We start from the raw sequence: 25,293 nt of genomic DNA on the forward strand, positions 1-25,293 counted from the left end.
AAAGCCGGGACGGGACGCCAGCGCGTCCGGGCGAACCTGCCGCCCGGACGCGCTCGTTTCAGCGCTTGGCACCCTCGCGGATGAAGGTGCCCTTCTGCAGCTCGGTCACCGCCTGGATCAGCTCCTGGCGGGTGTTCATCACGATGGGCCCGTGCCAGGCCACCGGCTCGCGGATCGGCGCGCCGGAGACCAGCAGAAAGCGGATGCCGTTCGGCCCGGCGGTCACGGTCACCTCGTCGCCGGTGCCGAAGCGCACCAGGGTGCGGTCGCCGCTCTCGTCGCGCACGTGCACCTCCTCGCCGTCGACCTCCTTCTCCAGCAGCACGCCGAAGGGCTGCGAGGCGTCGCGGAACGTGCCCGAGCCCTCGAAGATATAGGCGAAGGCCTTGCGGTAGGTGTCGACCTTGAAGCGCTTGGTGCGCCCGGCCGGCACGAAGATGTCGGCATAGCTGGGGTCCGCGGCGATGCCGTCGACCGGGCCGCGCTTGCCCCAGAACTCGCCGCAGATGACGCGCACATGGGTGCCGTCGTCGTCGGTGATTTCCGGGATCTCGGTCGAGGGCACGTCCTGGTAGCGCGGGCTCGTCATCTTCAGCGAGGACGGCAGGTTGGCCCACAGCTGGAAGCCGTGCATCCGCCCCCTGGCGTCGCCCTTCGGCATCTCCTGGTGCATGATGCCGCTGCCGGCGGTCATCCACTGGATGTCGCCCGCGCCGAGCGTGCCCTGGTTGCCGAGGCTGTCGCCGTGGTCGACGGTGCCGGCCAGCACATAGGTGATGGTCTCGATGCCGCGATGCGGGTGCCAGGGAAAGCCGGCCTTGTAGTCCTGCGGCCGTTCGTTGCGGAAATCGTCGAACAGCAGGAACGGATCCAGCGCTGTCGGATCGCCGAAGCCGAAGGCGCGGTGCAGCTTGACGCCGGCACCTTCCAGCGTCGGCTTCGCCGTTTCCAGATGGGTCACGGGTCTGACGGACATGGGATCTTGCCTTTCTCCCGCCGACAACGGGGCGGGCTGCCGCGCGCTGTCTCGCGCGCCGTTCCGCCAAAGATAGGCGCCCTGCCCCGCCGCACCAAGGCGCGCCGGCTGGACGCAGTGTTCAACGGATGCCGAACAATCGCACCCCGACGTTCAGCCGACCTCGATGGCGGCGCCCGGCCCGCAGGCCGCCAGCAGCAGCTCCATGTCCGCCCGCGCCACCGCCACGCAGCCTTCGGTCGGCGTGTAGCCGGGCCGGGCCAGGTGGAAGAAGATGGCGCTGCCGAGCCCGGGCACCGAAGGCTGCAGGTTGCAGTCGAGAACGACGACGATGTCGTAGAGCGAATCGTCCCGCCACAGCACCTCATGCGAGGCGGCAAAGGGCAGCGGCACCAGCGTGTTGTAGCGCGGGTGGCCGGGCGCATCGCACCAGCCGGCGCGCGGCAGCGGCGCAACCGGCAGGGCCGAGCGCGGCCGCACGCCCCGGTCGGGACGGTAATAGACCTGCAGCAGTTCGAAGCGTCCTGCCGGCGTTGCCCCGTCGCCCTCGCGCTTGAACCGGGAAATCCCGCCGCGCCCGATCGCACACGGCGCCGTGAAGGAGCCGAGCTGCAGCACGCCGCGCGTCGCCCGAGGCGAAAGCGCCCGGACTTTCAGGGTTTCCCCCCCCTTTTCCGGGCAAGGCAGGGCCGGCCGGCGGCGCGGTGCGACAAGGTCCAGCGTCATGGCGGCGGCGTCCTCACCCCGGTCTCAAGGTTGCGTGAGCAAGATTTGTTGGCGCAAGGCGGGCTTTGCGTCAATGCGCCCTCGCGCAATCGTGTCCGCTTGCTTATGTCAGGAAAACCGGTTCAGATTCCACAGCATGCTCATCGGCCAGGAAAGGACACGACCATGCCCGCACGCAAAATCCTCATCGTCGACGACGACGACGATCTTCGCGAGGCGCTGGTCGAGCAGCTGTCGCTCTACGACGAGTTCGAGACCCAGGAGGCGCCGAACGCCGCCACGGGCATCAAGCTCGCTGAGGAAGGCCACACCGACCTTCTCCTGATGGATGTCGGCCTGCCGGATATCGACGGCCGCGAGGCGGTGAAGCTGCTGCGCAAGAAGGGCTTCAAGGCGCCGATCATCATGCTGACCGGCCACGACACGGACAGCGACACGATCCTGGGGCTCGAGGCTGGCGCCAACGACTATGTCGCCAAGCCGTTCAAGTTCGCCGTGCTGCTCGCCCGTCTCCGGGCGCATCTGCGCAGCCATGAGCAGAGCGAGGACGCGGTCTTCACCATCGGCCGCTATTCCTTCCGCCCGGCGCAGAAGCTGATGACCGACGAGACCGGCGCCAAGATCCGCCTGACGGAGAAGGAAACCTCGATCCTGAAGTTCCTCTACCGGGCGGGCGAGAAGCCGGTGACCCGCGATGTGCTGCTGACCAAGGTCTGGGGCTACAATTCGGGCGTCACCACCCACACGCTCGAGACCCACATCTACCGCCTGCGGCAGAAGGTCGAGCGCGACCCGTCCAATGCCGAGCTGCTGGTGACCGAGGCCGGCGGCTACAAGCTGGTTCCCTGATCTTCCACGCTCCACCGCCCCTGCCGGCATCGCGCCCGGCGGGGCGAACTGTCCACCGGCAGTGCGGCCTCGGGCCCGTTCAGGCGGTTTCCGGGCTTGTGCAAATCGCCGGCTTCGGCGTAATGCTCAAGGCATGAGTCTCGTCCGGGATATGGAATTGTTGCGCCAGGTGCCCTTGCTCGCCGAGTTCCCGGAGGAGCAGATGCGCCTGCTCGCCTTCTCGGCCGAGAATGTCTCCTATCGCGATGGCGAGGTGCTGTTCATCGCCGGCGAGCGCGCCGATGCCGGGCTGGTGGTCGCCAGCGGCGAGGTGCTGCTGGAAGGCGGCGACGAGGAACGCAAGGAGCTCGGCACCTTCGGCCCCGGCAGCCTGATCGGCGAAACCGCACTCCTGGTCGAAACGCGCCGCCCGGCCCGGGCCGTCGCCGTCGGTCCGACCGAGGTGATCCGCATCCGCCGGGCGCTGTTCAAGCGCATGCTGCAGGAATTCCCCGACATCGCCAGCCGCCTGTTCGAATCGCGGGTCAACCGGTTCCGCGCGACCGCCGGAGCGCTTGCCCGTGTCGGCACCGTGCTGGAGCAGCTGGAGCGCGAGCACACGGCGCTGCGCGAGTCCCGCCGCCGCGCCGGCCCGCAGGACGACGACAGCGGCGAGAGCTGAGGGGGCCGCAAGCCGGGCGATGTTCCCGGCTCGGGCTGCCTTGAGGTCCGTCCCGGACCCCGGTCATTCGACGTTCCGCCTCACTTGACGTTCAGCGTCACCGGGATGTTGCCCCGCGTTGCGTGCGAATAGGGGCACACCACATGCGCCTTTTCCACCAGCGCCTGCGCGTCCGCCTTGTCGAGGCCGGGCACGGTGATGTTCAGCGTCACCGCGATGCCGAAGCCGGTGCCGTCGTCGCGCGGGCCGATGCCCACATCCGCGGCGACCTGCGTCTCTTCCGACAGCTTCAGCTTCTGCTGGCCGGCGACGAACTTCATCGCGCCGAGGAAGCAGGCCGAATAGCCGGCTGCGAACATCTGTTCCGGATTGGTGCCGGCACCGCCGTCGCCGCCGAGTTCCTTCGGCGTCGACAGGGTCACCTCCAGGCGGCCGTCGTCGGACTTGGCATTGCCGGTGCGCCCGCCGGTGGCGGAAGCGTGAGCGGTGTAGAGAATGGCCATGTCGATCTCCTTTGCGTGTGTGTTGGTGCGTCACGGAGTGTGGCTCGTTGCCGACCCCTATATAGGCGCAAATTAGATCGCGCACAATATAATTGTGCACGATTTATTTTTGCCGTCCGATCCTCCGCACAGGCTTGTTCGGAAAAATGGCGGAAATCTGCCGCTCGGACGGATCAGCCGCGTTCCGCGGCACCCTGCGCGACCGCCTGCCGCGCCCAAGAACCGAGCCTCAGGACCAGCGGTATGGCGGCAATTGCCAGCATCACGGCGAAGACCCACCAGGCCGGGCGGATCGAGTAGCGGAAGTCGAGATTGGCGGCGAGCACCCGCTCGGCCGGCACGCCGGTCGCCAGCGCGTACCACAGATATTCGGTGCCGGCGGTGGCAAGACCGGCGAAGACCGCGATCCCCGCCAGCACCAGCGGCGAGGTCAGCCGCAAGCCGAGCTTGTGGGCGATGCGGCAGGCGAAAAGCGCCAGGAGGAAGCCGGCCATCAGCACCGCCTCGGTCACGTCCGCCTTCGATTGCAGGAAGAAATGGACCGTCGCCAGCACGGCGATGGGATAGGTCAGCCGGTGCAGCCGGTGCCAGGTCGGCCCCATCCGCCGGATCGCCCCGTCGGTCGAGGTCGCGGCAAGCACCAGCAGGCCGACAAGCGCGGCGAACCCGATGGTGAGATAAACCCGCAGCACGATCTCGCTCGCCACCTTGGCAAGGTCGAAGGACTGGTCGACGACATAAAGGGTGAGATGCGTCAGCGCATATCCCGCCGCCGCAAGGCCGAGCATGCGGCGGATGCCGATCAGCCGTCCCCATCCCGACACCCGCCGCAGCGGACTCACCAGCAGCGACAGCAGCAGGAAGCGGATCGCCCAGTCGCCGGTCCCGTGCAGCACTTCCGTGACCGGCTTGGCACCGAGCGTACCGGCGAAAAGCCCGTAGGCGAGATGAGCGCCCGGCGCCAGGATCGCCAGGAACACCGCAAGCCCCAGCGGCGAGAACCGCCCGTTGCGCTCGCGCCACGGGATATAGGCCCGATAGGCCGGGGTCCTGGTTCCGGATGCCTGCATCTGTCCACTCACTCGGTCTGTCCCTCCAGCGCCCCCGTTACCGGACACATAGTCCCTTGCAGGGTGCAGGTCGCGGCACGCCTGTTCAAGCCTTGGTGAAGCCGCCGTGCACCGCCGTGAGGGAAAGCCTCGTTTGCGCCGGCAGGCGGCCCTCCAAGGGGAAGGCGCGACCCCGCCTCCCCTCCGCCGTCACCCCGGACGAGCGAACCCCACCCGCAGGATGTCATCCCGGTTTCGGCGCAGCCGAAGACCGGGATCCAGTAACCCCGAACGGTTCGAGTGAGGCTCTGGCGCTGCCGGCGGAATGCCAGTGGCGGCTGCCTTCGCGCGATCGCCAGCCCCGGCGGATACTGGACGCCTGCCTGCGCAGGCGTGACAGCGGAGGGTGGAACGAGCGCCGCCCGCCTCACCTCCGCCAAGGGCACCAATGGGTCCCGGCTCTGCGCTGACGCGCGGCCGGGATGACGCCCGAGAAAGTGGCAAGAACCCCGCATCCCCTCTGTCGTCACCCCGGACGAGCATCGCGAGATCCGGGGCCCATTCATTCCCAGAGCGGAGGTAAGGACACACCGCCATCCCCGCGTTTTCCGGCACTCCGCCCTCTCCCCTCGTCATCCCGGGCAAGCGAAGCGCGACCCGGGACCGGAGAGCCGAGGGCCTCTCCCCTCGCGCTCCCCGACAGCCCCCCAAAACAAAAAGGGCCGGCGCATGCGCCGGCCCTTGTCTCATGAAAAACGATCCGCCTCAGATCCAGGGGCGCTCGCCGTCGACCTTGGTCTCGAAGGCGCCGATCGACGGGGCCTTTTCCATCGTCAGGCCGATGTCGTCGAGACCGTTGAGCAGGCAGTGCTTGCGGAACGGGTCGATGTCGAAGCTGACGGAACCGCCGTCCGGGCCGCGGATTTCCTGGGCTTCCAGATCGACCGTCAGCGTCGCGTTGGAGCCGCGCTTGGCGTCGTCCATCAGCTTGTCGAGGTCTTCCTGGCTGACCACGATCGGCAGGATGCCGTTCTTGAAGCAGTTATTGTAGAAAATGTCGGCGAAGCTGGTGGAGATCACGCAGCGGATGCCGAAGTCGAGCAGCGCCCACGGCGCGTGCTCGCGGCTCGAGCCGCAGCCGAAATTGTCGCCGGCGACCAGGATCTGCGCCTTGCGATAGGCCGGCTGGTTCAGCACGAAATCCGGGTTCTCGGCGCCGTCGTCCAGCGTCCGCATCTCGTGGAACAGCGCGGTGCCGAGGCCGGTGCGCTTGATCGTCTTGAGGAACTGCTTCGGGATGATCATGTCCGTGTCGATGTTGATGATCGGCAGCGGCGCGGCGACCCCGGTCAGCGTGGTGAATTTCTCCATGGGCGTTTCTCCTGCGAAAACGGACGCGATCAGGCGGCGAGGCTCGTGGCGGCGTCGACACCGAGCATCAGGTTGAGATTCTGCACGGCGGCGCCCGAAGCGCCCTTGCCGAGATTGTCGTAGACGGCCATCAGCACCACCTGGGCCCGCGCATCGTTGGCGAAGACATGCAGGCGCATGCGGTTGGTGCCGTTGAAGGTCTCCGGATCGAGGTCCGGCGCCTTGTCGGAGCCGCTGAGCGGCGCGACATCGACGAAGGAACCCTGCAGCGCGCCGTAATGGGCCTCCAGCGCGCCGTGGATCTCGGCCGCGCTCGGCGCCTTGGCGAGCAGGTCGAGGCGCAGCGGCACCGCCGTCACCATGCCTTGCGCGAAATTGCCGACCGCCGGCACGAAGATCGGCGTTCCGGCAAGCCCGGCAAAGCGCGTCATCTCCGGCAGGTGCTTGTGGTTGAGGCTGAGCGCATACGGCAGGAAGGCCGGCTTGGCGGCTCCTTCAGCCTCGTAGGCCTCGATCATCTGCCGCCCGCCGCCGGAATAGCCGGAGATGGCGTTGACCGTCACCGGATAGTCGGCCGGCAGCAGTCCGCCATCGATCAGCGGCCGCAGGCAGGCGATCACGCCTTGCGGATAGCAGCCCGGATTGGCGACGCGCTTGGAGGCGGCGATCGCCGCGCCCTGCCCGGCCGTCATCTCGGCAAAGCCGTAGTCCCAGCCCTCGGCCACCCGGTGCGCCGTCGAGGCATCGATCACCCGCGTGGTGTCGTTCTCGATCAGCGCCACGCTCTCGCGCGCCGCATCGTCCGGCAGGCACAGGATGGTGACGTCGCAGGCGTTCAGCAGCTCGGCGCGCGCGCCAAGGTCCTTGCGCCGCTCCGGCGCGATGGACAGGAGTTCCAGGTCGCGGCGACGGGCAAGGCGCTCGCGGATCTGCAGACCCGTGGTGCCGGCTTCGCCGTCGATGAACACTTTCGCGACCATGGCTTGTCTCCGTGAAAAGAAAGACCCTGCCGGCGGGCGAAACGGCTCCGCCTGCCGGCACGGGCTTGCGTTCTACACCAGGGCGGTGCCCCTTGTCATGTGGCAGGGCTCATGTCGGCGCATTCCCGCGCGCCGTCGTCTTCAAGCCTTGGCCGGCTGGCGCGCCATCCCGTGATATTCGGGGTTGGGCCGCATGTCGGTCGCCGCCGCCACCCGGTTCGACATGTTGAAGAAGGCAGCCACCGCCGCGATGTCCCAGATGTCCCGGTCAGAAAAGCCGGCATCGCGCAGGGCCTGGCGGTCGGCTTCCAGGATCTCGGCCGGCCGCTCGGTCAGCTTCACCGAGAAATCGAGCATCGCCCGGTGGCGCGGCGACAGTTCAGCGACCCGGTAGTTCATCACCATCAGCTCGCCCAGCTCCGGATCGCCGGACAGTTGCCGCACCGCCGCCCCGTGCGCCGTCAGGCAGTAGAAGCAGCTGTTCACCGACGACACCGCCACGGCGATCATCTCGCGCTCCAGCTTGCTGAGGCCGCTGTCGGCCAGCATCAGGTCGTTGTACATCTGGGTGAAGGCGGAGAGCTTCGCCTCGTTGAACGCATAGGCGGAGAGCACGTTCGGCACCATGCCGAGCTTCTCGCGGCACTTGTCGAAATAGGCGCGCGTCGCCTCGCTGAGCTCGCTCTCGTCCTCGATCGCCAGCGCGATCGGCCGGTCCGTTGCGTTCATGTCATGCTCCTCCCTTAAGTCTTGCCGAGATGTCGGTCCGCCTCTCCCCGAATTCGGACACCTTTGACCGATAGCGGTGAATCCGGTTCGGGAAAGGATTCCCTCGCGCTCCTACTCGCTCTAGCATGCCGTGCTACCGGCGGCGACCGCGGGATGCACCCCGCGCCAGCCATGTCCGGTGCAAACACGAGAACCGGGCGCGATCGAACCAGAACCGATCAACATGACCCGGATGGTGGGGGACCAATGCCCGAAGCACGTGAGCAAGCAAAAGCCCGACTGATCGATACGGTGGTCGCGGCGCTCGAGCCCGAGATAGGGGAGTTCGCGCGCGACCTGTTCGCCCGCGGCGCGGCGGAGGATGTCATCAGCTACCCCGCGGCGGATCTCGTCGCCATCGCCCGCACTGCCTGGGCCGAGATGGCGAGCCATCCGCTCGGCACGCATCGCATTCACATCTACAACCCCGCCTCCGCCGGCGAGGGCAGCCGCGCCGACGAGATCACCGTCGTCGAGATCGTCAACGACAACATGCCGTTCCTCGTCGATTCGGTGATGGGCGAGTTGCAGGCGAGCGGCTTCGAGGCGCGCCTGGTGCTGCACCCGATCCTCACCGTCGAGCGCGACGCGGAAGGCCGGCTCCTGGCCTGCCACGGCACGACGAAGGCCAGGGCCGAGGGCGCCCGCCGCGAGAGCGTCATCCACATCCATGTCGGGCGGATCGATGCCAGCATCGAGCGCGAGCAGCTCGCCGAGCGGCTCGAGGCGGTGATGAAGGACGTTCGCGCCGCCGTCACCGACTGGAAGCCGATGCGCGACCGCCTCGCCGACGCCATCGCCACCTACAAGAACACCCCGCCGCCGGTGCCCGTCGACGAGCTCGCCCAAGCGATCCAGTTCCTGGAATGGCTCGCCGCCGACAACTTCACCCTGCTCGGCATGCGCGAATACTATTTCGAGGGCGGCGTTGCGGAAGGGGAGCTGTCGCACCGCCGCGGCTCGGGCCTCGGCCTGCTCGCCGATCCGGACGTGCGCGTCCTGCGCCGCGGCTCGGAATTCGTCGTCATCACGCCGGAGATCCGCGAGTTCCTGATGAAGCCGGAGCCGCTGATCGTCTCCAAGGCCAACGTCAAGAGCCGGGTCCATCGCCGGGTCCACATGGACTATGTCGGCGTCAAGCTGTTCGACGACAATGGCGAGCTCGCCGGCGAATTGCGCATCGTCGGCCTGCTTACCGCCACCGCCTATACGCTGTCCACCGGCAGCATTCCCTTCCTGCGCCGCAAGGCCGACAGCGTGCTGGCGCGGGCCGGCTACGATCCCGAGAGCCATTCGGGCCGCGCGCTGACCAACGTGCTGGAGAGCTATCCGCGCGACGAGCTGTTCCAGATCGACCCGGACCTGCTCTACGATTTCACCCTCGCGATCCTGCAGCTTGACGAGCGCCCGCGCATCCGCGTGCTCGCCCGCCGCGACCGCTTCGACCGGTTCGTATCGATCCTGTGCTACGTGCCGCGCGACCGCTACACGACCGAGGTGCGCCTGAAGATCGGCGCCTATCTGGCCAAGGTCTATGACGGCCGCCTGTCGGCCTGGTACGTCACCTATCCCGAAGGCCCGCTCGCCCGCGTCCACTTCATCGTCGGGCGCGACCGCGGCGAGACGCCCGACCCCTCCCAGGAGGAGATGGAACAGGCGGTCTCCGGCATCGTGCGCACCTGGGCCGACGGCTTCCGCGAGGCGCTGCGCGCCGCCTATGGCGGCAACAAGGCGCTGGAGCGGGCGACCCGCTATGCCGACGCCTTCCAGGCCGGCTACCGCGAGATCTACGGCGGCGAGACGGCGCTGGAGGACATCCGCATCGTCGAGAAGCTGGACGAGGCGTCCGACACCGCGCTCGCCTTCTCCCGCCGCGCGCAGGACGCGCCCAACCGCGTCGTCCTCAAGGTCTATCACCACCTGGTGCCGATCCCGCTGTCGGCCCGCGTGCCGATCCTGGAGAACATCGGCTTCAAGGTGATCAACGAGCGCACCTACCGCATCACCCCGGCCGACCGGCCGCTCGCCTATCTGCACGAGCTGTCGCTGGAGCCGGCGGGCGGGGGCGACATCGACCTCACCGACGACCTGCGCGGCCGGCTGGAGGCGATCTTCCTGGCGATCTGGCGCGGCCAGGCGGAATCCGACGGCTACAACGCATTGGTGCTCACCGCCGGGCTCGCCTGGCGCGACATCGCCATGCTGCGCGCGCTCTCGCGCTACCTGCGCCAGGCCGGCATCCGCTATTCCGAGGACTACATGTGGCGGACGCTGAACCGCTACAGCGATGTGGCCGCCCGGCTGGTGGAGCTGTTCCACCTGCGCTTCGATCCCGATCTCGACGGTGCCGACCGCTCGCTGGGCGCGGCCCGGGTCGAGCAGGAGATCACCGACGCGCTCGACAAGGTCGACAGCCTCGACGACGACCGCATCCTGCGCCGCTTCGGCAATGTCATCGCCGCGATGCTGCGCACCAACTTCTTCCAGCTCGACGCCCACGGCCAGCCGAAGCCGACCTTCGCCTTCAAGCTGGATCCGCAGCGCATCGAGGAGCTGCCGCTGCCGCGGCCCTTCCGCGAGATCTTCGTCTACAGCCCGCGGGTCGAGGGCGTGCACCTGCGCTTCGGCAAGGTGGCGCGCGGCGGCCTGCGCTGGTCCGACCGGGCGCAGGACTTCCGCACCGAGGTGCTGGGCCTCGTCAAGGCGCAGCAGGTGAAGAACGCGGTGATCGTGCCGGTCGGTGCCAAGGGCGGCTTCGTGCCCAAGCTGCTCCCCGAGGGCGGCAGCCGCGACGAGGTCTTCGCCGAGGGCACCAAGGCCTACAAGATCTTCATCTCCTCGCTGCTCGACGTCACCGACAACCTGTCCGGCGACAAGGTCTGGGCGCCCGAGCGCGTCGTGCGCCACGACGAGGACGACCCCTATCTGGTCGTCGCCGCCGACAAGGGCACCGCGACCTTCTCCGACACCGCCAACGGCATCTCGGAGAGCCGCAACTTCTGGCTCGGCGACGCCTTCGCCTCCGGCGGCTCGGCCGGCTACGACCACAAGAAGATGGCGATCACCGCGCGCGGCGCCTGGGAGGCGGTCAAGCGGCACTTCCGCGAGATGAACCGCGACATCCAGAGCGAGCCCTTCACCGTGGCCGGCGTCGGCGACATGTCGGGCGACGTCTTCGGCAACGGTATGCTGCTGTCGAAGCAGATCCGCCTGGTCGCCGCCTTCGACCATCGCGACATCTTCCTCGATCCCGATCCGGACGCGGCCGTGAGCTGGGAGGAGCGCAAGCGCGTCTTCGACCTCGGCCGGTCCTCGTGGAACGACTACAACACCGCCCTGATCTCGGAAGGCGGCGGCGTCTTCTCGCGCCAGGCCAAGTCGATCCCCCTGTCGCCGCAGGCGCAGGACATGCTCGGCCTCGCCAAGGCCAAGGCGACGCCCCAGGAGGTGATGAACGCCATCCTGAAGATGAAGGTCGACCTGCTGTGGTTCGGCGGCATCGGCACCTATATCCGCTCCGCCGAGGAAAGCGACGCGGATGTCGGCGACCGGGCCAACGACGCGATCCGCGTCACCGCCGGCCAGGTCGGGGCAAAGGTCATCGGCGAGGGTGCCAATCTCGGCATGACCCAGCTCGCCCGCATCGCCTTCAACCGGGGCGGCGGCCGCAGCAACTCCGACGCCATCGACAACTCCGCCGGCGTCAACTCCTCCGACATGGAGGTGAACATCAAGATCGCGCTCGGGGCCGCCGTGCGGGCCAACCGCCTGTCGGTCGCCGACCGCAACGTACTGCTTGCGGCGATGACCGACGAGGTCGCCGACCTGGTGCTGCGCAACAACTACCTGCAGACGCTGGCGATCAGCCTGACGGAAGCGCGCGGCATGGAGGACTTCGGCTATCAGCGGAGGATGATGCGCCAGCTCGAGCAGGCCGGCCTGCTCGACCGGACCGTCGAGCAGCTGCCCGACGAGGCCGCCCTCGACGAGCTCGCCGCCAGCGAGGCGGGCCTGACCCGTGCCGAGATCGGCGTGCTGCTCGCCTATGCCAAGATCACCCTGTTCGACCGGCTGCTCGACAGCTCGGTGCCGGACGACAGCTATCTCGCCCGCGAGCTCTTCCGCTACTTCCCGCCCGAAATGCAGGAAGCCTATGCGGCGGAGATCGAAGGGCACCGGCTGCGGCGCGAGATCATCTCCACGATGCTCGCCAACTCGATGATCAACCGCGGCGGACCGACCTTCCTCACCCGCATCGCCGACCAGACCGGGGCCGATCCGGCGCAGATCGCCCAGGCCTTCGCCGCCGTGCGCGATGCCTACGGCCTCACCACCCTCAACGGCGAGATCGACGCGCTCGACACCGTGATCGACGGGCAGATCCAGCTCGGCCTCTACCGCGCGGTGCAGGACCTGGTCCTCGAACAGACCGTCTGGTTCCTGCGCAACGTCTCCTTCGAGGGCGGGCTGCAGTCCATCGTCACCCGCTTCGGCACCGGCATCGACACGCTGGCGCCGGTGCTGGCCAGCGTGGTGCAGCCGACCCTCAAGGCGGAGATCGAGGCGGAGACCGAGCGCCTGTGCACTGCCGGCGTTCCCGATCCGCTGGCCGCCCGCATCGCCCGCCTGCCGGTCGAGGCCGAGCTGCCGGACATCGTGCTGATCGCCGAACAGACGGGGCGCGACCTCACCGATGTCGCCGAGGTGTTCTTCCGCGTCGCCGGCCATTTCCGGCTCGGCGCCATGGAGGCCAAGGCGCGGGGCCTGAAGATCTCGGACTACTATGACGGTCTGGCGCTCGACCGGGCACGGGCAACGCTTGCCGGCGCCCATCGCGACGTCACCGGCGAGGCGCTGGCCGCCGGCGGCTTCGATGCCTGGCTTGCCGCCAACGAGGGGCGCGTCGCGCGCACCGCGCGCGCGGCCGGCGAGATCATCGAGGGTGATCTCTCCGTGTCGAAGTTCTCCGTCGCCGCCGGCCTGCTCGCAGAGCTCGCCGGATGACGACACCCGGCGCCGGACATGCCCCGGGTGACATGACACAGACCGCAAACGACAAGGGAGCGCCCGCAGCTGCGGGCGCTCCCGCTCCAGGGCAAACCGGCCTGTTGCCGCCACGCCGCGGCGCGGTCATGAGCTGGCTGTTCTTCGACTGGGCGGCCCAGCCCTTCTTCACGCTGGTCACCACCTTCGTCTTCGCGCCCTATTTCGCCTCCGCGCTGGCGGCAACGCCGGCTGAGGGCCAAGCGCTGTGGGGCTATGCCACCGCCGCCGCCGGCCTGTCGATCGCCCTGCTGGCGCCCGTGCTCGGCGCCATCGCCGACCGCACCGGCGCCCGCAAGCCGTGGATCGCCGCCTTCTCGCTGCCGCTGCTGGCCGGTTCCGCCGCCTTGTGGTTCGCGGTGCCGGGCGAGCCCTGGGCCATCGCCATTGCGCTCGCCGGTTTTGCCGTTGCAACGCTTGGCGTCGAGTTCGCCACCGTCTTCACCAATGCCATGATGCCGGATCTGGTGCCCCGTGCCCGGCTCGGCCGCCTGTCGGGCAATGGCTGGGCGCTCGGCTATGCCGGCGGCCTCGTCTCGCTGGTCATCGCCCTCGGCCTGATGGCGTCGAACCCGCAGACCGGGCTGACCATGCTCGGGCTCGAACCGATCTTCGGCCTCGACCCGGCAACGCGTGCCGGCGACCGCGCCTCCGGCCCGTTCTCGGCGATCTGGTATCTCGTCTTCGTGCTGCCGCTGTTCCTCCTGGTGCCGGACGTGCCGCGCCGTCCCGTTGCGCTCGGCACCGCCGTGCGCCAGGGGCTCGCCGATCTTGCCGCCACCTTGCGCGAGGCGCGCTCCGACCGCCGCATGCTGCTCTTTCTCGCCGCCAACATGATCTACAAGGACGGGCTGGTCGCGCTCTTCGCCTTCGGCGGCATCTATGCCGCCGGCGTGCTCGGCTGGTCCTCCATCGAGATCGGCACCTTCGGCATCCTGCTGACCATCACCGGCACGCTCGGCGCGGTGATCGGCGGGCGGCTCGACGACAGGCTCGGGCCCAAGCCCGTGATATCGGGCGCCCTGTTCGTGCTGATCCTGTGCGGCCTCGGGCTGGTCTCGGTCGACCGCGACACGGTGTTCTTCGTCGTCGAGGCGAGCCCGGCCCAGCCGGGTGCCGGCCTCTTCTCCAGCCTGCCGGAACAGGTCTTCCTGGTGCTCGGCGGCATCCTCGGCGCGGCCGCCGGCCCCCTGCAGGCCGCCTCGCGCACGCTCCTGGTGCATGTTTCGCCGCCCGGCGCGATGACCCGCTATTTCGGTCTCTTCGCGCTCTCGGGAAAGGTCACGAGCTTTCTCGCACCGCTGCTGGTCGGCCTCGTCACCGCCGCCACCGCCAGCCAGGCAGCCGGCATGGCCGTGATCCTGGTTTTCTTCGCCGCCGGCCTCGCCCTGCTGTCGCGGGTCGGCGACCGGCCCGCTTGATCCCCCAAAAGAAAACGGGCGGGGTTTCCCCCGCCCGTTGAAAAGACATCCACTCGACCTTGCGACGCGTCAGGCGCTCTGCTTGGTCGCCGCACGCTCCGCGCGCTTGCGGTCATGCGGATCGAGCAGCGCCTTGCGCAGGCGGATGGTCTTCGGCGTCACCTCGACCAGCTCGTCGTCGTTGATGTAGGAGAGCGCCGCTTCCAGCGACAGGCGGATCGGCGTCGTCAGGCGCACCGCCTCGTCCTTGCCGGCCGCGCGCACGTTGGACAGCTGCTTGCCCTTCAGCACGTTGACCTCGAGGTCGTTGCCGCGCGTGTGCTCGCCGATCAGCATGCCGCGATAGACCTTGACGCCCGGATCGATCAGCATCGGGCCGCGGTCTTCCAGGTTGAACAGCGCATAGGCCACCGCCTCGCCGTCGCCGTTGGAGATCAGCACGCCGGTGTGACGGCCGGCGATCTCGCCCTTGTACGGCGCGTAGTCGTGGAACAGGCGGTTGAAGATCGCCGTGCCGCGCGTGTCCGACAGCAGTTCCGACTGGTAGCCGATCAGGCCGCGGGTCGGGGCGTGGAACACCAGCCGGGTGCGGCCGGCGCCCGACGGGCGCATTTCCAGCAGGTCGGCCTTGCGCTCCGACAGCTTCTGCACGACGACGCCGGAATGCTCCTCGTCGACGTCGATGATGACTTCCTCGATCGGCTCCAGCCGCTCGCCGTTATCGCCGGTCCGGAACACCACGCGCGGACGGCCGACGCACAGCTCGAAGCCCTCGCGGCGCATGTTCTCGATCAGGATCGCCAGCTGCAGCTCGCCGCGGCCCGAGACGATGAAGGCATCGGCCTCGGTGCTGTCCTCGATCTTCAGCGCGACGTTGCCTTCGGCCTCGTCCATCAGCCGCTTGCGGATGACGCGCGACTGCACCTTGTCGCCTTCCGTGCCGGCCAGCGGGCCATCATTGACGCGGAAGGTCATCGACAGGGTCGGCGGATCGATCGGCTGGGCCGGCAGCGCCTCGGTATATTCCGGCGCGCAGATCGTGTCGGAAACGGTCGCCTCGCTGAGGCCCGAGATCGAGATGATGTCGCCGGCGACGCCCTTCTCGATCGGCTGGCGCTCCAGGCCGCGGAAGGCCAGCACCTTGGAGATGCGGCCGGTCTCGACCAGCTTGTTGTCGCGCGACAGCGCCTTGACCGCCATGTTCGGCACTGCCTCGCCCGAGACGATGCGCCCGGTCAGGATACGGCCGAGGAACGGGTTGGACTGCACCGTCGTCGCCAGCATGCGGAAAGCGCCCGGCTCCGCCTTCGGCGGCTGGATATGGGCACGCACCAGGTCGAACAACGGGTCCATGGAGTCCTTCGGACCCTCCGGATCGGTCGCCATCCAGCCCTGCTTGGCCGAACCGTAGAGCACGGGGAAGTCCAGCTGCTCCTCGTTCGCATCGAGCGCGGCGAACAGGTCGAACACCTCGTCCAGCACCTCTTCGGCGCGCTGGTCCGGCTTGTCGATCTTGTTGATCGCGACGATCGGACGAAGGCCGAGCTTCAAGGCCTTGCCGAGCACGAACTTGGTCTGCGGCATGGGCCCCTCGGCCGCGTCGACCAGCAGAACCACGCCGTCGACCATGTGCAGGATACGCTCGACCTCGCCGCCGAAATCGGCGTGGCCCGGCGTGTCGACGATGTTGATGCGGGTGTCGCCGTGGGTCAGCGACGTGACCTTGGCGAGAATGGTGATGCCACGCTCCCGCTCAAGGTCGTTGGAATCCATCATCCGCTCTTCCGTGCGCTGATTGTCGCGGAAGGCGCCCGACTGCTTCAGCAGCACGTCGATCAGGGTGGTCTTGCCATGATCGACGTGCGCGATGATGGCGATGTTGCGCAAGTCCATGTTCGGGCTGCTCCGGAAATGACAACGCGGGCCCACCGGGACCCGCGGATTTTCGCGCCCTCTATAACCGCAGACCCCGATTCTTGCAACGCAGCATTACGCAGGGCCTCCTTGACAGATCCTCGGGACGGGCGCATTTGATAAGGAAACCATACTATCTGGAAAGCTTATGGAACCCGATCTTCCGACCCGGCCGATCGGCTTTCTCGTCGGTGACACCGCACGGCTGTTGCGTCGCCGCTTCGAAAAGGCCCTGGCCGAAGCCGATACCGGCCTGACCGCCGGCGAGGCCCGCACCCTCGCCTTCGTCGAGCACTATCCCGACCAGCGCCAGGGCGCGCTGGCCGAGCGTTTCGGCGTCGAACCGATGACCATGTGCGGTTTTCTCGACCGGCTGGAAAATGCCGGCCTCGTCTCGCGCCGCCCCGATCCGTCCGACCGGCGGGCCAAGCTCGTCGCGCTCACCCCGGCCGCCGAGCCCGTGCTCGACCGCATCCATGCCGAGGCGATCTCGATCCGCCGCGCCGCCCTGGCCGGCATGAGCCGGCAGGAGATGAACACGATCTACACCCTGCTCGAGCGCATGCACGCCAATCTCCAGGCGCAGCATGATCCTCCCGCCGGTGCCCCCGCCGGCGCTCCGGCCGAAACCGCGCTTGCAGACACGCACGACAACACCTGACGAACCAACCGGAGCGCTTATGAGCAGCACCGCCTCTTCCACCGTTTCAGACGCGATCGACGGCCTCCCGCCGTTCGATCCCGCCCTTGCCCCCGGCGCCCCGCGCTCGCAGACCCGGCGCCCGCCCCCGCCCGAGGGCGGCCCGATCATGAGCGAGATGCGGACGTCCCTGCTGGGCGCCGCGCTGGTCGCCATCGGCCCGATCACCATGGCGCTGTACACCCCGGCCATGCCCGTGCTGGCCGAGGCCTTCGGCACCTCCCAGTCGATGATCAAGCTGACGCTGACCGCCTATTTCGCCGGTTTCGCGCTGACTCAGCTGATCTGCGGCCCGCTGACCGACGCCTTCGGCCGCCGTCCGGTGACCATGGCCTTCCTCATGCTCTATCTGGCCTCCACCGTGGTTGCGACCTTCGCGCCCACCATCGAGTGGATGATCATCGCCCGCACCCTGCAGGGCATCGGCGCCTCGGTCGGCGTCGCCGTCTCGCGCGCCATCGTCCGCGACCAGTTCACCGGCCAGACCTCGGCCCGCATCATGAATACCATCGCCATGATGCTGGCGATCGGCCCGGCGCTCGCCCCCACCATCGGCGGCGTCACGCTGGAGCTGTTCGGCTGGCGCGAGATCTTCTGGGCCATGCTGATCTACGGTGTCGTCCTGATCATTGTGACGCAGATCTGCTTCCGCGAGACCAATCCCTATATCGACCGCAACAACCTGCGGCCGCGGGTGCTCCTGCACAATTACGCGACCCTGCTGCGCGACCCGCGCTACATGCAGCCCAGCCTGCTGGTCGGCTTCGGCATCGGCACGATCTACACCCTCGCCTCGGTGCTGCCCTTCGTCCTGATCGATCATGTCGGCCTGTCGCCCAGCCAGTTCGGCTTCGGCATGATGGTCCAGTCCGGCTCCTTCATCTCCGGAACCATCGTCACCGGCTTCGCCATGCGCCGGGTCGATGCCATGCGCCTGCTGCCCTTCGGCATGACCGGCATGGTCGTCGCCGCCTCGGCCCTGCTTGCCTCGCTGACGCTCTACCCGCCGACCTTCCTCGGGGTGATGCTGCCCGTCGGCCTCTTCGCCTTTTCGCTGGCGATGTCGCTTCCTTCCGTCACCAGCGCCGCCTTGCAGGGCTTCCCGCGCATGGCCGGCGCGGCCTCCGCGCTGATGGGCTTTCTGCAGTTCGGCGCCGGCCTGCTCGGCAGCCTGATCATCGCCGCCCTCGGCAATCCACTGCTCGGCATCATCCTGGTGCCGCCGGCGATGCTGTTCGTCGCCGTGGCCTCCTACCTGCTGCTCGGCCGGGTCAACGCCCGCCGCAGCGCCGCCGTCGGCACCGGCTGAAATCAGGCGCCATCCTTCTCGCGATTGGGCCTTGACGCGGCGTGACGAACGGCGCAAGACCGCCACGGAAACGGTTGCGTCGCCCGGGCTCCTGCCCGGACGGCGCGCCTGGGACGGCCCGCAATTTTCGGGCAGCCAATCCTTCGGGTCGGGGCATCCAGGTCGGGACATCCCGCTGGCCTCCCGACCGGACCGGGACACCAGGCCGGGGCAAGCGAATGACATCACTTGGCGGGGAGCACGCAGCCCCCATGCCGGCCCCGCAGGCACGGGCGCCGCGCGGTTTGCGCCACAGCACCGGCGTGCTGTCGCTCGAGCGGCCGCGGGTAATGGGCATCCTCAACATCACGCCGGATTCCTTTTCCGACGGCGGCCGGTTCCTCGCCCGCGACGATGCGCTGTCCAGTGCCCGGCGGATGATCGCCCACGGCGTCGACGTGATCGATGTCGGGGCCGAAAGCACCCGCCCGAATGCCGATCCGGTCTCGGCCGAGGAAGAATGGCGCCGCCTTTCGCCCGTGCTGGCGGAGGTCGTCGCCCTCGGCACCCCGGTCTCCATCGACACCTACAAGGCCGACATCGCCGCAAGGGCCTGTGCCCTCGGCGCCGTCATCGTCAACGATGTCTGGGGCCTGCAGAAGGATCCGGCGATGGCCGACACGGTCGCCGGGACCGGCGCCGCCGTGATCATGATGCACAACCGCGAGAGCGCGGATCCGGATATCGACATCCTCGCCGACATCGACCGCTTCTTCGAGCGTTCGATGGAGCTCGCCGCCCGCGCCGGCATCCCGGCCGAGCGGCAGATGCTGGATCCGGGCATCGGCTTCGGCAAGACCCAGGACCAGAGCTACCAGGTGGTCAACCGGCTGGAGCACTTCTCCCGCCACGGCCTGCCGCTGCTGGTCGGCGCCTCGCGCAAGCGCCTTATCGGCGCGGTGCTGGACGTCGACACCGAGGACCGGCTCTACGGCTCCCTTGCCCTGCACACCATCGCCTTCATCAAGGGCGCGGCCATGGTCCGCGTCCACAATGTCCAGCCGCATGTCGATGCCGCCCGCATCGCCCATGCCACCATGAGCGAGCACGTGGGATGAGCACCGCACAGAGAAAGACCCTGGTGCGCGCCGCGCTCGGCCTGGGGTCCAATATCGGCGACACGCTGGCCAACCTGGAAGCCGCGCTCGCCGCGCTTGCAGCAACGCCCGGCATCGTCGTCGTCGCCCGCTCCTCGGACTACCGCACCCCGCCCTGGGGCCCGGTGCCGCAGGACGACTACCGCAATGCCTGCGCGGTGATCGAGACCCGGCTGTCGCCCCGCGACCTGCTCGACCGCTGCCTGGAGGTCGAACGCAGCCTCGGCCGCGTCCGCGACATCCGCTGGGGGCCGCGCGTCATCGATATCGACGTGCTGATCTACGGCGAGGAGCGGATCGAGGAGGACGGCCTGACCATCCCGCATCCGCGCATGGGCGAACGCGCCTTCGTGCTGGTGCCGCTGGCCGAAATCTGGCCGGACGCGCCGGTCGGCGACGGGCGCACGGCCCGCCAGGCGCTCGCCACCTGCCCGGGCCGCGACGAGATCCGCCCCATCAGGGACTGATCCCGTCCGCCAGCGTGCGCCCGAAAACTCCGGTTATCGCTTGACGTCGCGGCCGAAGTTCGGCGCGTCGGTCTCCTGGCCCGCCTCGACGATCGAGCGGCGGATGCCGCGCGTGCGGGTGAACAGTTCGAACAGCGCATCGCCGTCGCCCCAGCGCACCGCCCGCTGCAGCGCCGACAGATCCTCGGAAAAGCGCGAGAGCATTTCCAGGATCGCGTCCTTGTTGTGCAGGCACACGTCGCGCCACATGGTCGGGTCTGAGGCCGCAAGCCGCGTGAAGTCGCGGAAGCCCGAGGCGGAATACTTGATCACCTCGGACTTGGTCACCGTCTCCAGGTCGTCGGCGGTGCCGACGATGTTGTAGGCGATGATGTGCGGCACATGCGAGACGATGGCCAGCACCAGGTCGTGATGCTCGGCATCCATCGTGTCGACCATCGAGCCGCAGGCCCGCCAGAACGCAGACAGCCGCTCCAGCGCGTCAGGGTCGGTGCCCGGCACCGGCGTCAGGATGCACCAGCGATTGCGGAACAGCTCGGCAAAGCCCGCATCCGGGCCCGAATGCTCGGTGCCAGCGATCGGGTGGCCAGGGATGAAATGCACGCCCTCGGGCAGGTGGGGCGCCATCTGCCGCACCACCGAAGCCTTGGTCGAGCCCACATCGGTGACGATGGCGCCGGGCGAAAGCGCCGGGCCGATCCATTTCGCCACCGCCTCGCTCGCGCCCACCGGCACGCACAGGATGACGAGATCGGCACCGTTCACCGCCTCGGCGGCGTCCAGATGATAGCTGTCGCCCAGCCCCAGTTCCTCGGCCCGGCGCAGCGTCTGCTCCGAACGGGTGGAAATGACGATCTCCTCGGCCAGCCCCTCGCGCCGCGCCACATGCGCGATGGAGGAACCGATGAGGCCGATGCCGATCAGGGCAAGGCGGCGGAATTTCGGATCTGACATGAAACGGCCTGACACTTGCGGTTCCCGCGCGCCGTGGCGCGGGAACCGTCGCCGTGGCGCCTCAGCGCCCGGCGAGGAACTCCTTCAGCACCGAGACGACCTCGCGGTTGGCCTCCTCGCTGCCGATCGACATGCGCAGCGCATTGGGCAGCCCATAGGCACCCACGGCCCGCAGCACGCATCCGCGCGCGCTCAGATAGGCATCGGCCTCCGCCGCGGTACGGCCCGGCTCGTCGGGGAAGTGGATCAGCACGAAATTGCCGACGCTCGGCGTGACCTCGAGGCCCAGCGCCGCCACTTCCTTGCTCACCCATTCCAGCCAGGTGTCGTTATGGGCCACCGCGGCTTCCAGGAAGGCACGGTCGCGCACGGCGGCGATGCCGGCGGCCTGAGAGGCGGAGGACACGTTGAACGGTCCGCGCACCCGGTTCAGCGCGTCGATCACATGCGCCGGGCCGTAGCCCCAGCCGATGCGCAGCGCCGCAAGACCGTAGATCTTGGAGAAGGTGCGCGTCATCAGCACGTTGTCGGCCGTCGCCGCCAGCTCGACACCGGCCTCGTAGTCGTTGCGGCGCACGTATTCGGCATAGGCCGCGTCGAGCACCAGGAGCACGTTCGACGGCAGGCCGGCATGCAGGCGGCGGATCTCGTCGAACGGCAGGTAGGTGCCGGTCGGATTGTTCGGATTGGCGAGGAAGACGACCTTGGTGCGCGGGGTCACGCGGGCCAGCAGCGCATCCACGTCCGTGGTCAGGTTCTGCTCCGGGGCGACGACCGGCGTGCCGCCGGCGGCCAGGATCGCGATCTTGTAGACCAGGAAGCCGTACTCGCTGTAGAGGCCCTCGTCGCCCGGCCCGATATAGGCACGGGCCACCAGCTCCAGGATCTCGTCCGAGCCGTTACCGCAGATCATCCGCTCCGGGTTGAGGCCGTAGACGTCGGCGATCGCCTCGCGCAGGCCCGTCGAACCACCGTCCGGATAGAGCTCAAGATGGCCGGCGCAGGCGCTGTACGCCTCCACGGCGCGCGGGCTCGGGCCCAGCGGCGTCTCGTTGGAGGACAGCTTGTGGAGCTTCGCACCCCCGGTCGACTTGGTCCGGCCGGGCACATACGGAGCGATCTCCATGATGCCGGGGCGCGGCTCGGGACGGGACGGGGAACGGGGATCGGCATTCGTCAGCATGGCCGAAATTTCCTGGCTGCAGCGGTCATGGCCGGCATGTGCCGGCCCGGCGGAGAAAGGCGGCCGACACGCATGCCGGCCTTGCGGAAAGACGGCCGGCACCCGCGGAAAACAGGGCGCCGGCCAGCGCATACTCATAGGCAACAGGCCTGTCGAAAGCAAAAGAAAACATTGACGTTGCCCGGACGGGCTCCTACGTCTGCTGGTCCCTGCGACCCGGCCCCTTTCGAGGGGAAAACCGGCCGTCGCGAGAGAGTTTGACCCCAGGCGGTGCCGGAAGGCCGTGCCACCGCCGCCAGGAGGATGTCCGGCACAGATGAGCAAGGACACGACCGCCGAGGAGAGCCCGCCCGATCAGAGCCCACGGGAGCTGCGGGCCGCGCCGGCCAGCGAGGCCGACACCCCGTCGAGCCGCGTCGAGAAGTTCGGCGGCGACAAGGCGCTGCGGCTCGATTCCGGCACCGTGCTCGATCCCTGGCAGATCGCCTACGAGACCTACGGCACGCTGAACGAGGACCGCAGCAACGCGATCCTCGTCTGCCACGCCCTGACCGGCGACCAGTATGTCGCCTCGCCCAATCCGCTGACCGGCAAGCCCGGCTGGTGGTCGCTGCTCGTCGGCCCGGGCAAGCCGGTCGACACCGACCGCTTCTTCGTCATCTGCGCCAATGTGCTCGGCGGCTGTCTCGGCACCACGGGACCGGCCTCCACCAACCCGGCGACCGGCCGGCGCTGGGGCCTCGACCTGCCGCTGGTGACGATCCGCGACATGGTCCGCGCCCAGGCCGTGCTGCTCGACCATCTCGGCATCGAGACGCTGTTTTCCGTGGTCGGCGGCTCCATGGGCGGCATGCAGGTGCTGCAATGGGCGGTGAGCTATCCAGAGCGGGTGTTCTCCGCCGTGCCCATTGCCGCCGCCGCGCGCCATTCCTCGCAGAACATCGCCTTCCACGAGGTCGGCCGCCAGGCGGTGATGGCCGATCCCAACTGGTGCGGCGGGCGCTATTTCGAGCGCGGCGTGCGTCCCTCCAAAGGGCTCGCGGTGGCGCGCATGGCCGCCCACATCACCTATCTCTCGGACCCGGCGCTGCACCGCAAGTTCGGCCGCAACCTGCAGGACCGCGAGGCGATCACCTTCGGCTTCGACGCCGATTTCCAGATCGAGAGCTACCTGCGCCACCAGGGCATGACCTTCGTCGACCGGTTCGACCCCAACTCCTATCTCTATGTCACCCGGGCGATGGACTATTTCGACCTGGCCGCCGATTTCGGCGGTTCGCTGCCGCGCGCCTTCCTGCATTCGCCGACCCGGTTCTGCGTCATGTCCTTCACCTCCGACTGGCTGTTCCCAACGGCCGAGAGCAAGGCGGTGGTCAAGGCGTTGAACGCGGCCGCCGCCAACGTCTCCTTCGTCGAGGTGGAGAGCGACCGCGGCCATGACGCTTTCCTGCTCGACGAGCCGGAAATGTTCCGCACCGTGCTCGGTTTCCTGACCGGCGCGGCGCATGCCCGCGGGATCGCCCCGCCGGCGGGAGGTGCCGCATGAGCGTGACGACCATCACCACACCCGAGGCCGCGGTGGACGCACCGCCCGTGCCGACGACCGCGCCGCAGGCCGCCGCCCAGCCGGGCAGCGCGCGCGGCGATCACCGCCTCGTCGCCGATCTGGTCATGCCCGGCTCGCGGGTTCTCGACATCGGCTGCGGCGAGGGCGAGCTGCTCGATCTGCTGATCCGCGAGAAGCAGGTGGACGGACGCGGGCTGGAACTGTCCCAGGCCGGCGTCAACGCCTGCGTCGCCCGCGGCCTGTCGGTCGTCCAGGGCGATGCAGACCGCGACCTGTCGGACTATCCGGACGACGCCTTCGACTTCGTCATCCTCAGCCAGACCCTGCAGGCGACCTATGCGCCGCGCCGGGTGCTTGAGGAGCTGCTGCGCATCGGCTCCAACGTCATCGTGTCCTTCCCGAATTTCGGCTTCTGGCGCAACCGCCTGCAACTTCTGTTCGGCGGCCGCATGCCGGTGACCGACTACCTGCCCTATTCCTGGTACGACACGCCGAACATCCACTTCTGCACCATCCGCGACTTCGTGCTCCTGTGCCAGGAGGCCGATGCCCGGATCGTCAAGTCGATGGCGCTGGATGCGGGCGGACGGCCGGTCGGCTTCACCGCGCCCTGGTGGGTCTGGAACCTGATCGGCGAACAGGCCCTGTTCCTGCTGAAGCGCTCGTAGGTCGTGAACTCATAATTGTGCCGGAAACGGCGTCCGGTCGGGCAAAGATATGCCAGGAGGATCGCGAGGGCCGGGGCAGGTCCCCCGGCCGAGCGGTCCGACGCCGCAGATCGCAGCTCGACCGACGCCCTTCGGGTATGCCGGAACCCGCCGGCAACAGCGTCGCAAACCCTTGAAAACATGATGGTTTGCTGCGGTCTTGCTTCTTGTATCCGATCGGGTTCGGGCATACCGTTTCTCGTCAGAATTATGAGTTCACGACCTAAGACCGGATCGCCTCAGGCCGGAACCGGTGCGCCCGTTCATGCCGGGCGCGGCGCCCTCCGGCACGAAGACCGGCCGCAGCGCCTTCATCAGCCGCGTCTCGCCGCCGGCCGGCGCGCCGCGGAAAATCTGCTTCTCCGCCTCGATCACCAGCAGTCCGGCAAAGGCCGGCCACAGCCGGCGTCCGACCCGGTCCCAGGCCGGCGCGCTGCGCAGCACCAGCCGCGAGCGGGTCGGCGGCAGGCACAGCGCCTCGTCGCTTCCCGACGGGCGGAACTGGCAGGCGCGCAGCAGGTCCTCGATCTGTCCCCGCGAGAACGGCCGCCCGTAGCCGAACGGGGATATCTCCGAGCGCGCCCACAATCCCCGCCGGTTGGCGACGACGACGATCATCCGCCCGCCCGGCACCAGCACCCGCCAGATCTCGCGCAGCAGCGCTTCCGCGTCGCCGCAATGATCGAGGCAATGGACCACCAGCGCATTGTCGAAGACGTGATCGGGGAACGGCAACTCGGTCTCGTCGACCAGCGTTGCCGAGTTGCGCCCGCCGCGCGGCCAGGCGACCACGCCCTGCGCCGCCGGCATCGCGGCGATGCACCGCTCCGCCTCTTCCAGATAGGGCCGCATGTACGGCGCGGCGTAGCCGACCCCGAGCAGGGCGCGCCCTTTCAGGTCGGGCCAGCGGGCGCGGATCCGCGCACCGACCAGCACACGCATCATGCGGCCGAGCGGCAGGTCGTAGAAAGTTCTCTGGTGCTGAACGTCGAGATACATGCTGACCCGC

The 25,293-nt window shown here is 68.5% G+C and carries 21 protein-coding genes; 10 read left to right on the forward strand and 11 right to left on the reverse strand.

Annotated features, from left to right (window positions below; genetic code table 11):
- Positions 1 to 58: 58 nt before the first annotated feature.
- Positions 59 to 976: a pirin family protein gene (locus H7H34_RS20440; protein ID WP_185926272.1), complete on the reverse strand. Its 918-nt coding sequence runs from the start codon at positions 974 to 976 to the stop codon at positions 59 to 61.
- Positions 977 to 1,129: 153 nt separating this feature from the next.
- A complete protein-coding gene (locus H7H34_RS20445) occupies positions 1,130 to 1,702 on the reverse strand; it encodes a L,D-transpeptidase family protein (RefSeq protein ID WP_185926273.1) in 573 nt (190 codons plus the stop codon).
- A 165-nt stretch (positions 1,703 to 1,867) separates the two neighbouring features.
- On the opposite strand from H7H34_RS20445, the gene H7H34_RS20450 reads away from it, so the two are divergent.
- Together H7H34_RS20450 and H7H34_RS20455 are read left to right on the forward strand one after the other, a co-directional pair.
- Positions 1,868 to 2,551 carry a response regulator transcription factor gene (locus tag H7H34_RS20450; RefSeq protein WP_067224339.1) on the forward strand — a complete coding sequence of 228 codons (684 nt, stop codon included), beginning with the start codon at positions 1,868 to 1,870 and terminating at the stop codon, positions 2,549 to 2,551.
- A gap of 151 nt (positions 2,552 to 2,702) precedes the next feature.
- On the forward strand, positions 2,703 to 3,212 hold the full coding sequence (locus H7H34_RS20455; RefSeq protein WP_209006268.1) for a cyclic nucleotide-binding domain-containing protein: 510 nt from the start codon (positions 2,703 to 2,705) through the stop codon (positions 3,210 to 3,212).
- A gap of 80 nt (positions 3,213 to 3,292) precedes the next feature.
- Here the strand turns inward: H7H34_RS20455 and H7H34_RS20460 are convergent, their stop codons facing one another.
- The 5 genes from H7H34_RS20460 to H7H34_RS20480 form a co-directional block, all read right to left on the reverse strand.
- Positions 3,293 to 3,715, reverse strand: a complete 423-nt coding sequence (locus tag H7H34_RS20460; protein WP_120270026.1) for an organic hydroperoxide resistance protein — start codon at positions 3,713 to 3,715, stop codon at positions 3,293 to 3,295.
- 173 nt (positions 3,716 to 3,888) lie between these two features.
- Complete coding sequence (locus tag H7H34_RS20465) at positions 3,889 to 4,797, reverse strand: protein-methionine-sulfoxide reductase heme-binding subunit MsrQ (RefSeq protein ID WP_371811435.1); 909 nt, start codon at positions 4,795 to 4,797, stop codon at positions 3,889 to 3,891.
- 732 nt (positions 4,798 to 5,529) lie between these two features.
- Complete coding sequence (gene leuD, locus H7H34_RS20470) at positions 5,530 to 6,135, reverse strand: 3-isopropylmalate dehydratase small subunit (protein WP_185926274.1); 606 nt, start codon at positions 6,133 to 6,135, stop codon at positions 5,530 to 5,532.
- A gap of 29 nt (positions 6,136 to 6,164) precedes the next feature.
- Positions 6,165 to 7,115: an N-acetyl-gamma-glutamyl-phosphate reductase gene (gene argC / locus H7H34_RS20475; RefSeq protein ID WP_185926275.1), complete on the reverse strand. Its 951-nt coding sequence runs from the start codon at positions 7,113 to 7,115 to the stop codon at positions 6,165 to 6,167.
- 141 nt (positions 7,116 to 7,256) lie between these two features.
- On the reverse strand, positions 7,257 to 7,844 hold the full coding sequence (locus tag H7H34_RS20480) for a peroxidase-related enzyme (RefSeq protein ID WP_185926276.1): 588 nt from the start codon (positions 7,842 to 7,844) through the stop codon (positions 7,257 to 7,259).
- A 246-nt stretch (positions 7,845 to 8,090) separates the two neighbouring features.
- Between H7H34_RS20480 and H7H34_RS20485 the strand changes: the two genes are divergently transcribed.
- Positions 8,091 to 12,887, forward strand: coding sequence for an NAD-glutamate dehydrogenase (locus tag H7H34_RS20485; RefSeq protein WP_185926277.1), 4,797 nt, complete (start codon positions 8,091 to 8,093; stop codon positions 12,885 to 12,887).
- Positions 12,888 to 13,015: 128 nt separating this feature from the next.
- Positions 13,016 to 14,347, forward strand: a complete 1,332-nt coding sequence (locus H7H34_RS20490; protein ID WP_245165150.1) for an MFS transporter — start codon at positions 13,016 to 13,018, stop codon at positions 14,345 to 14,347.
- Positions 14,348 to 14,416: 69 nt separating this feature from the next.
- Here the strand turns inward: H7H34_RS20490 and typA are convergent, their stop codons facing one another.
- On the reverse strand, positions 14,417 to 16,240 hold the full coding sequence (typA, locus tag H7H34_RS20495) for a translational GTPase TypA (protein WP_185926279.1): 1,824 nt from the start codon (positions 16,238 to 16,240) through the stop codon (positions 14,417 to 14,419).
- A gap of 169 nt (positions 16,241 to 16,409) precedes the next feature.
- Here typA and H7H34_RS20500 point away from each other — a divergent pair, with 169 nt between their 5' ends.
- The 4 genes from H7H34_RS20500 (at position 16,410) to folK (ending at position 19,873) form a co-directional block, all read left to right on the forward strand.
- On the forward strand, positions 16,410 to 16,922 hold the full coding sequence (locus H7H34_RS20500) for a MarR family winged helix-turn-helix transcriptional regulator (RefSeq protein ID WP_185926280.1): 513 nt from the start codon (positions 16,410 to 16,412) through the stop codon (positions 16,920 to 16,922).
- 19 nt (positions 16,923 to 16,941) lie between these two features.
- Complete coding sequence (locus H7H34_RS20505; protein ID WP_209006269.1) at positions 16,942 to 18,270, forward strand: multidrug effflux MFS transporter; 1,329 nt, start codon at positions 16,942 to 16,944, stop codon at positions 18,268 to 18,270.
- 251 nt (positions 18,271 to 18,521) lie between these two features.
- The gene (gene folP / locus H7H34_RS20510; protein WP_245165152.1) at positions 18,522 to 19,367 is read left to right on the forward strand and encodes a dihydropteroate synthase; all 846 of its coding nucleotides are present in this window, start codon (positions 18,522 to 18,524) and stop codon (positions 19,365 to 19,367) included.
- Positions 19,364 to 19,873 carry a 2-amino-4-hydroxy-6-hydroxymethyldihydropteridine diphosphokinase gene (gene folK / locus H7H34_RS20515; RefSeq protein WP_097174288.1) on the forward strand — a complete coding sequence of 170 codons (510 nt, stop codon included), beginning with the start codon at positions 19,364 to 19,366 and terminating at the stop codon, positions 19,871 to 19,873. The genes folP and folK overlap by 4 nt, the downstream gene beginning before the upstream one ends.
- A 33-nt stretch (positions 19,874 to 19,906) precedes the next feature.
- On the opposite strand, the gene H7H34_RS20520 is transcribed toward folK, so the two are convergent.
- Together H7H34_RS20520 and hisC are read right to left on the reverse strand one after the other, a co-directional pair.
- Entirely contained in the window at positions 19,907 to 20,827 is a 921-nt protein-coding gene (locus H7H34_RS20520) for a prephenate/arogenate dehydrogenase family protein (protein ID WP_185926281.1), read from the reverse strand.
- A 61-nt stretch (positions 20,828 to 20,888) separates the two neighbouring features.
- The gene (hisC, locus tag H7H34_RS20525) at positions 20,889 to 22,010 is read right to left on the reverse strand and encodes a histidinol-phosphate transaminase (protein ID WP_185926282.1); all 1,122 of its coding nucleotides are present in this window, start codon (positions 22,008 to 22,010) and stop codon (positions 20,889 to 20,891) included.
- Positions 22,011 to 22,326: 316 nt separating this feature from the next.
- On the opposite strand from hisC, the gene metX reads away from it, so the two are divergent.
- On the forward strand, positions 22,327 to 23,556 hold the full coding sequence (metX, locus tag H7H34_RS20530) for a homoserine O-acetyltransferase MetX (protein ID WP_067224364.1): 1,230 nt from the start codon (positions 22,327 to 22,329) through the stop codon (positions 23,554 to 23,556).
- Positions 23,553 to 24,245 (forward strand): methionine biosynthesis protein MetW, encoded by a 693-nt coding sequence (gene metW, locus H7H34_RS20535; protein WP_120270014.1) that lies wholly within the window; start codon positions 23,553 to 23,555, stop codon positions 24,243 to 24,245. The genes metX and metW overlap by 4 nt, the downstream gene beginning before the upstream one ends.
- Before the next feature lie 255 nt (positions 24,246 to 24,500).
- On the opposite strand, the gene H7H34_RS20540 is transcribed toward metW, so the two are convergent.
- Entirely contained in the window at positions 24,501 to 25,283 is a 783-nt protein-coding gene (locus tag H7H34_RS20540) for a class I SAM-dependent methyltransferase (protein WP_185926283.1), read from the reverse strand.
- Between the last annotated feature and the right edge of the window lie 10 nt (positions 25,284 to 25,293).

This window comes from Stappia sp. 28M-7 (assembly GCF_014252955.1).
GTDB lineage: Bacteria > Pseudomonadota > Alphaproteobacteria > Rhizobiales > Stappiaceae > Stappia.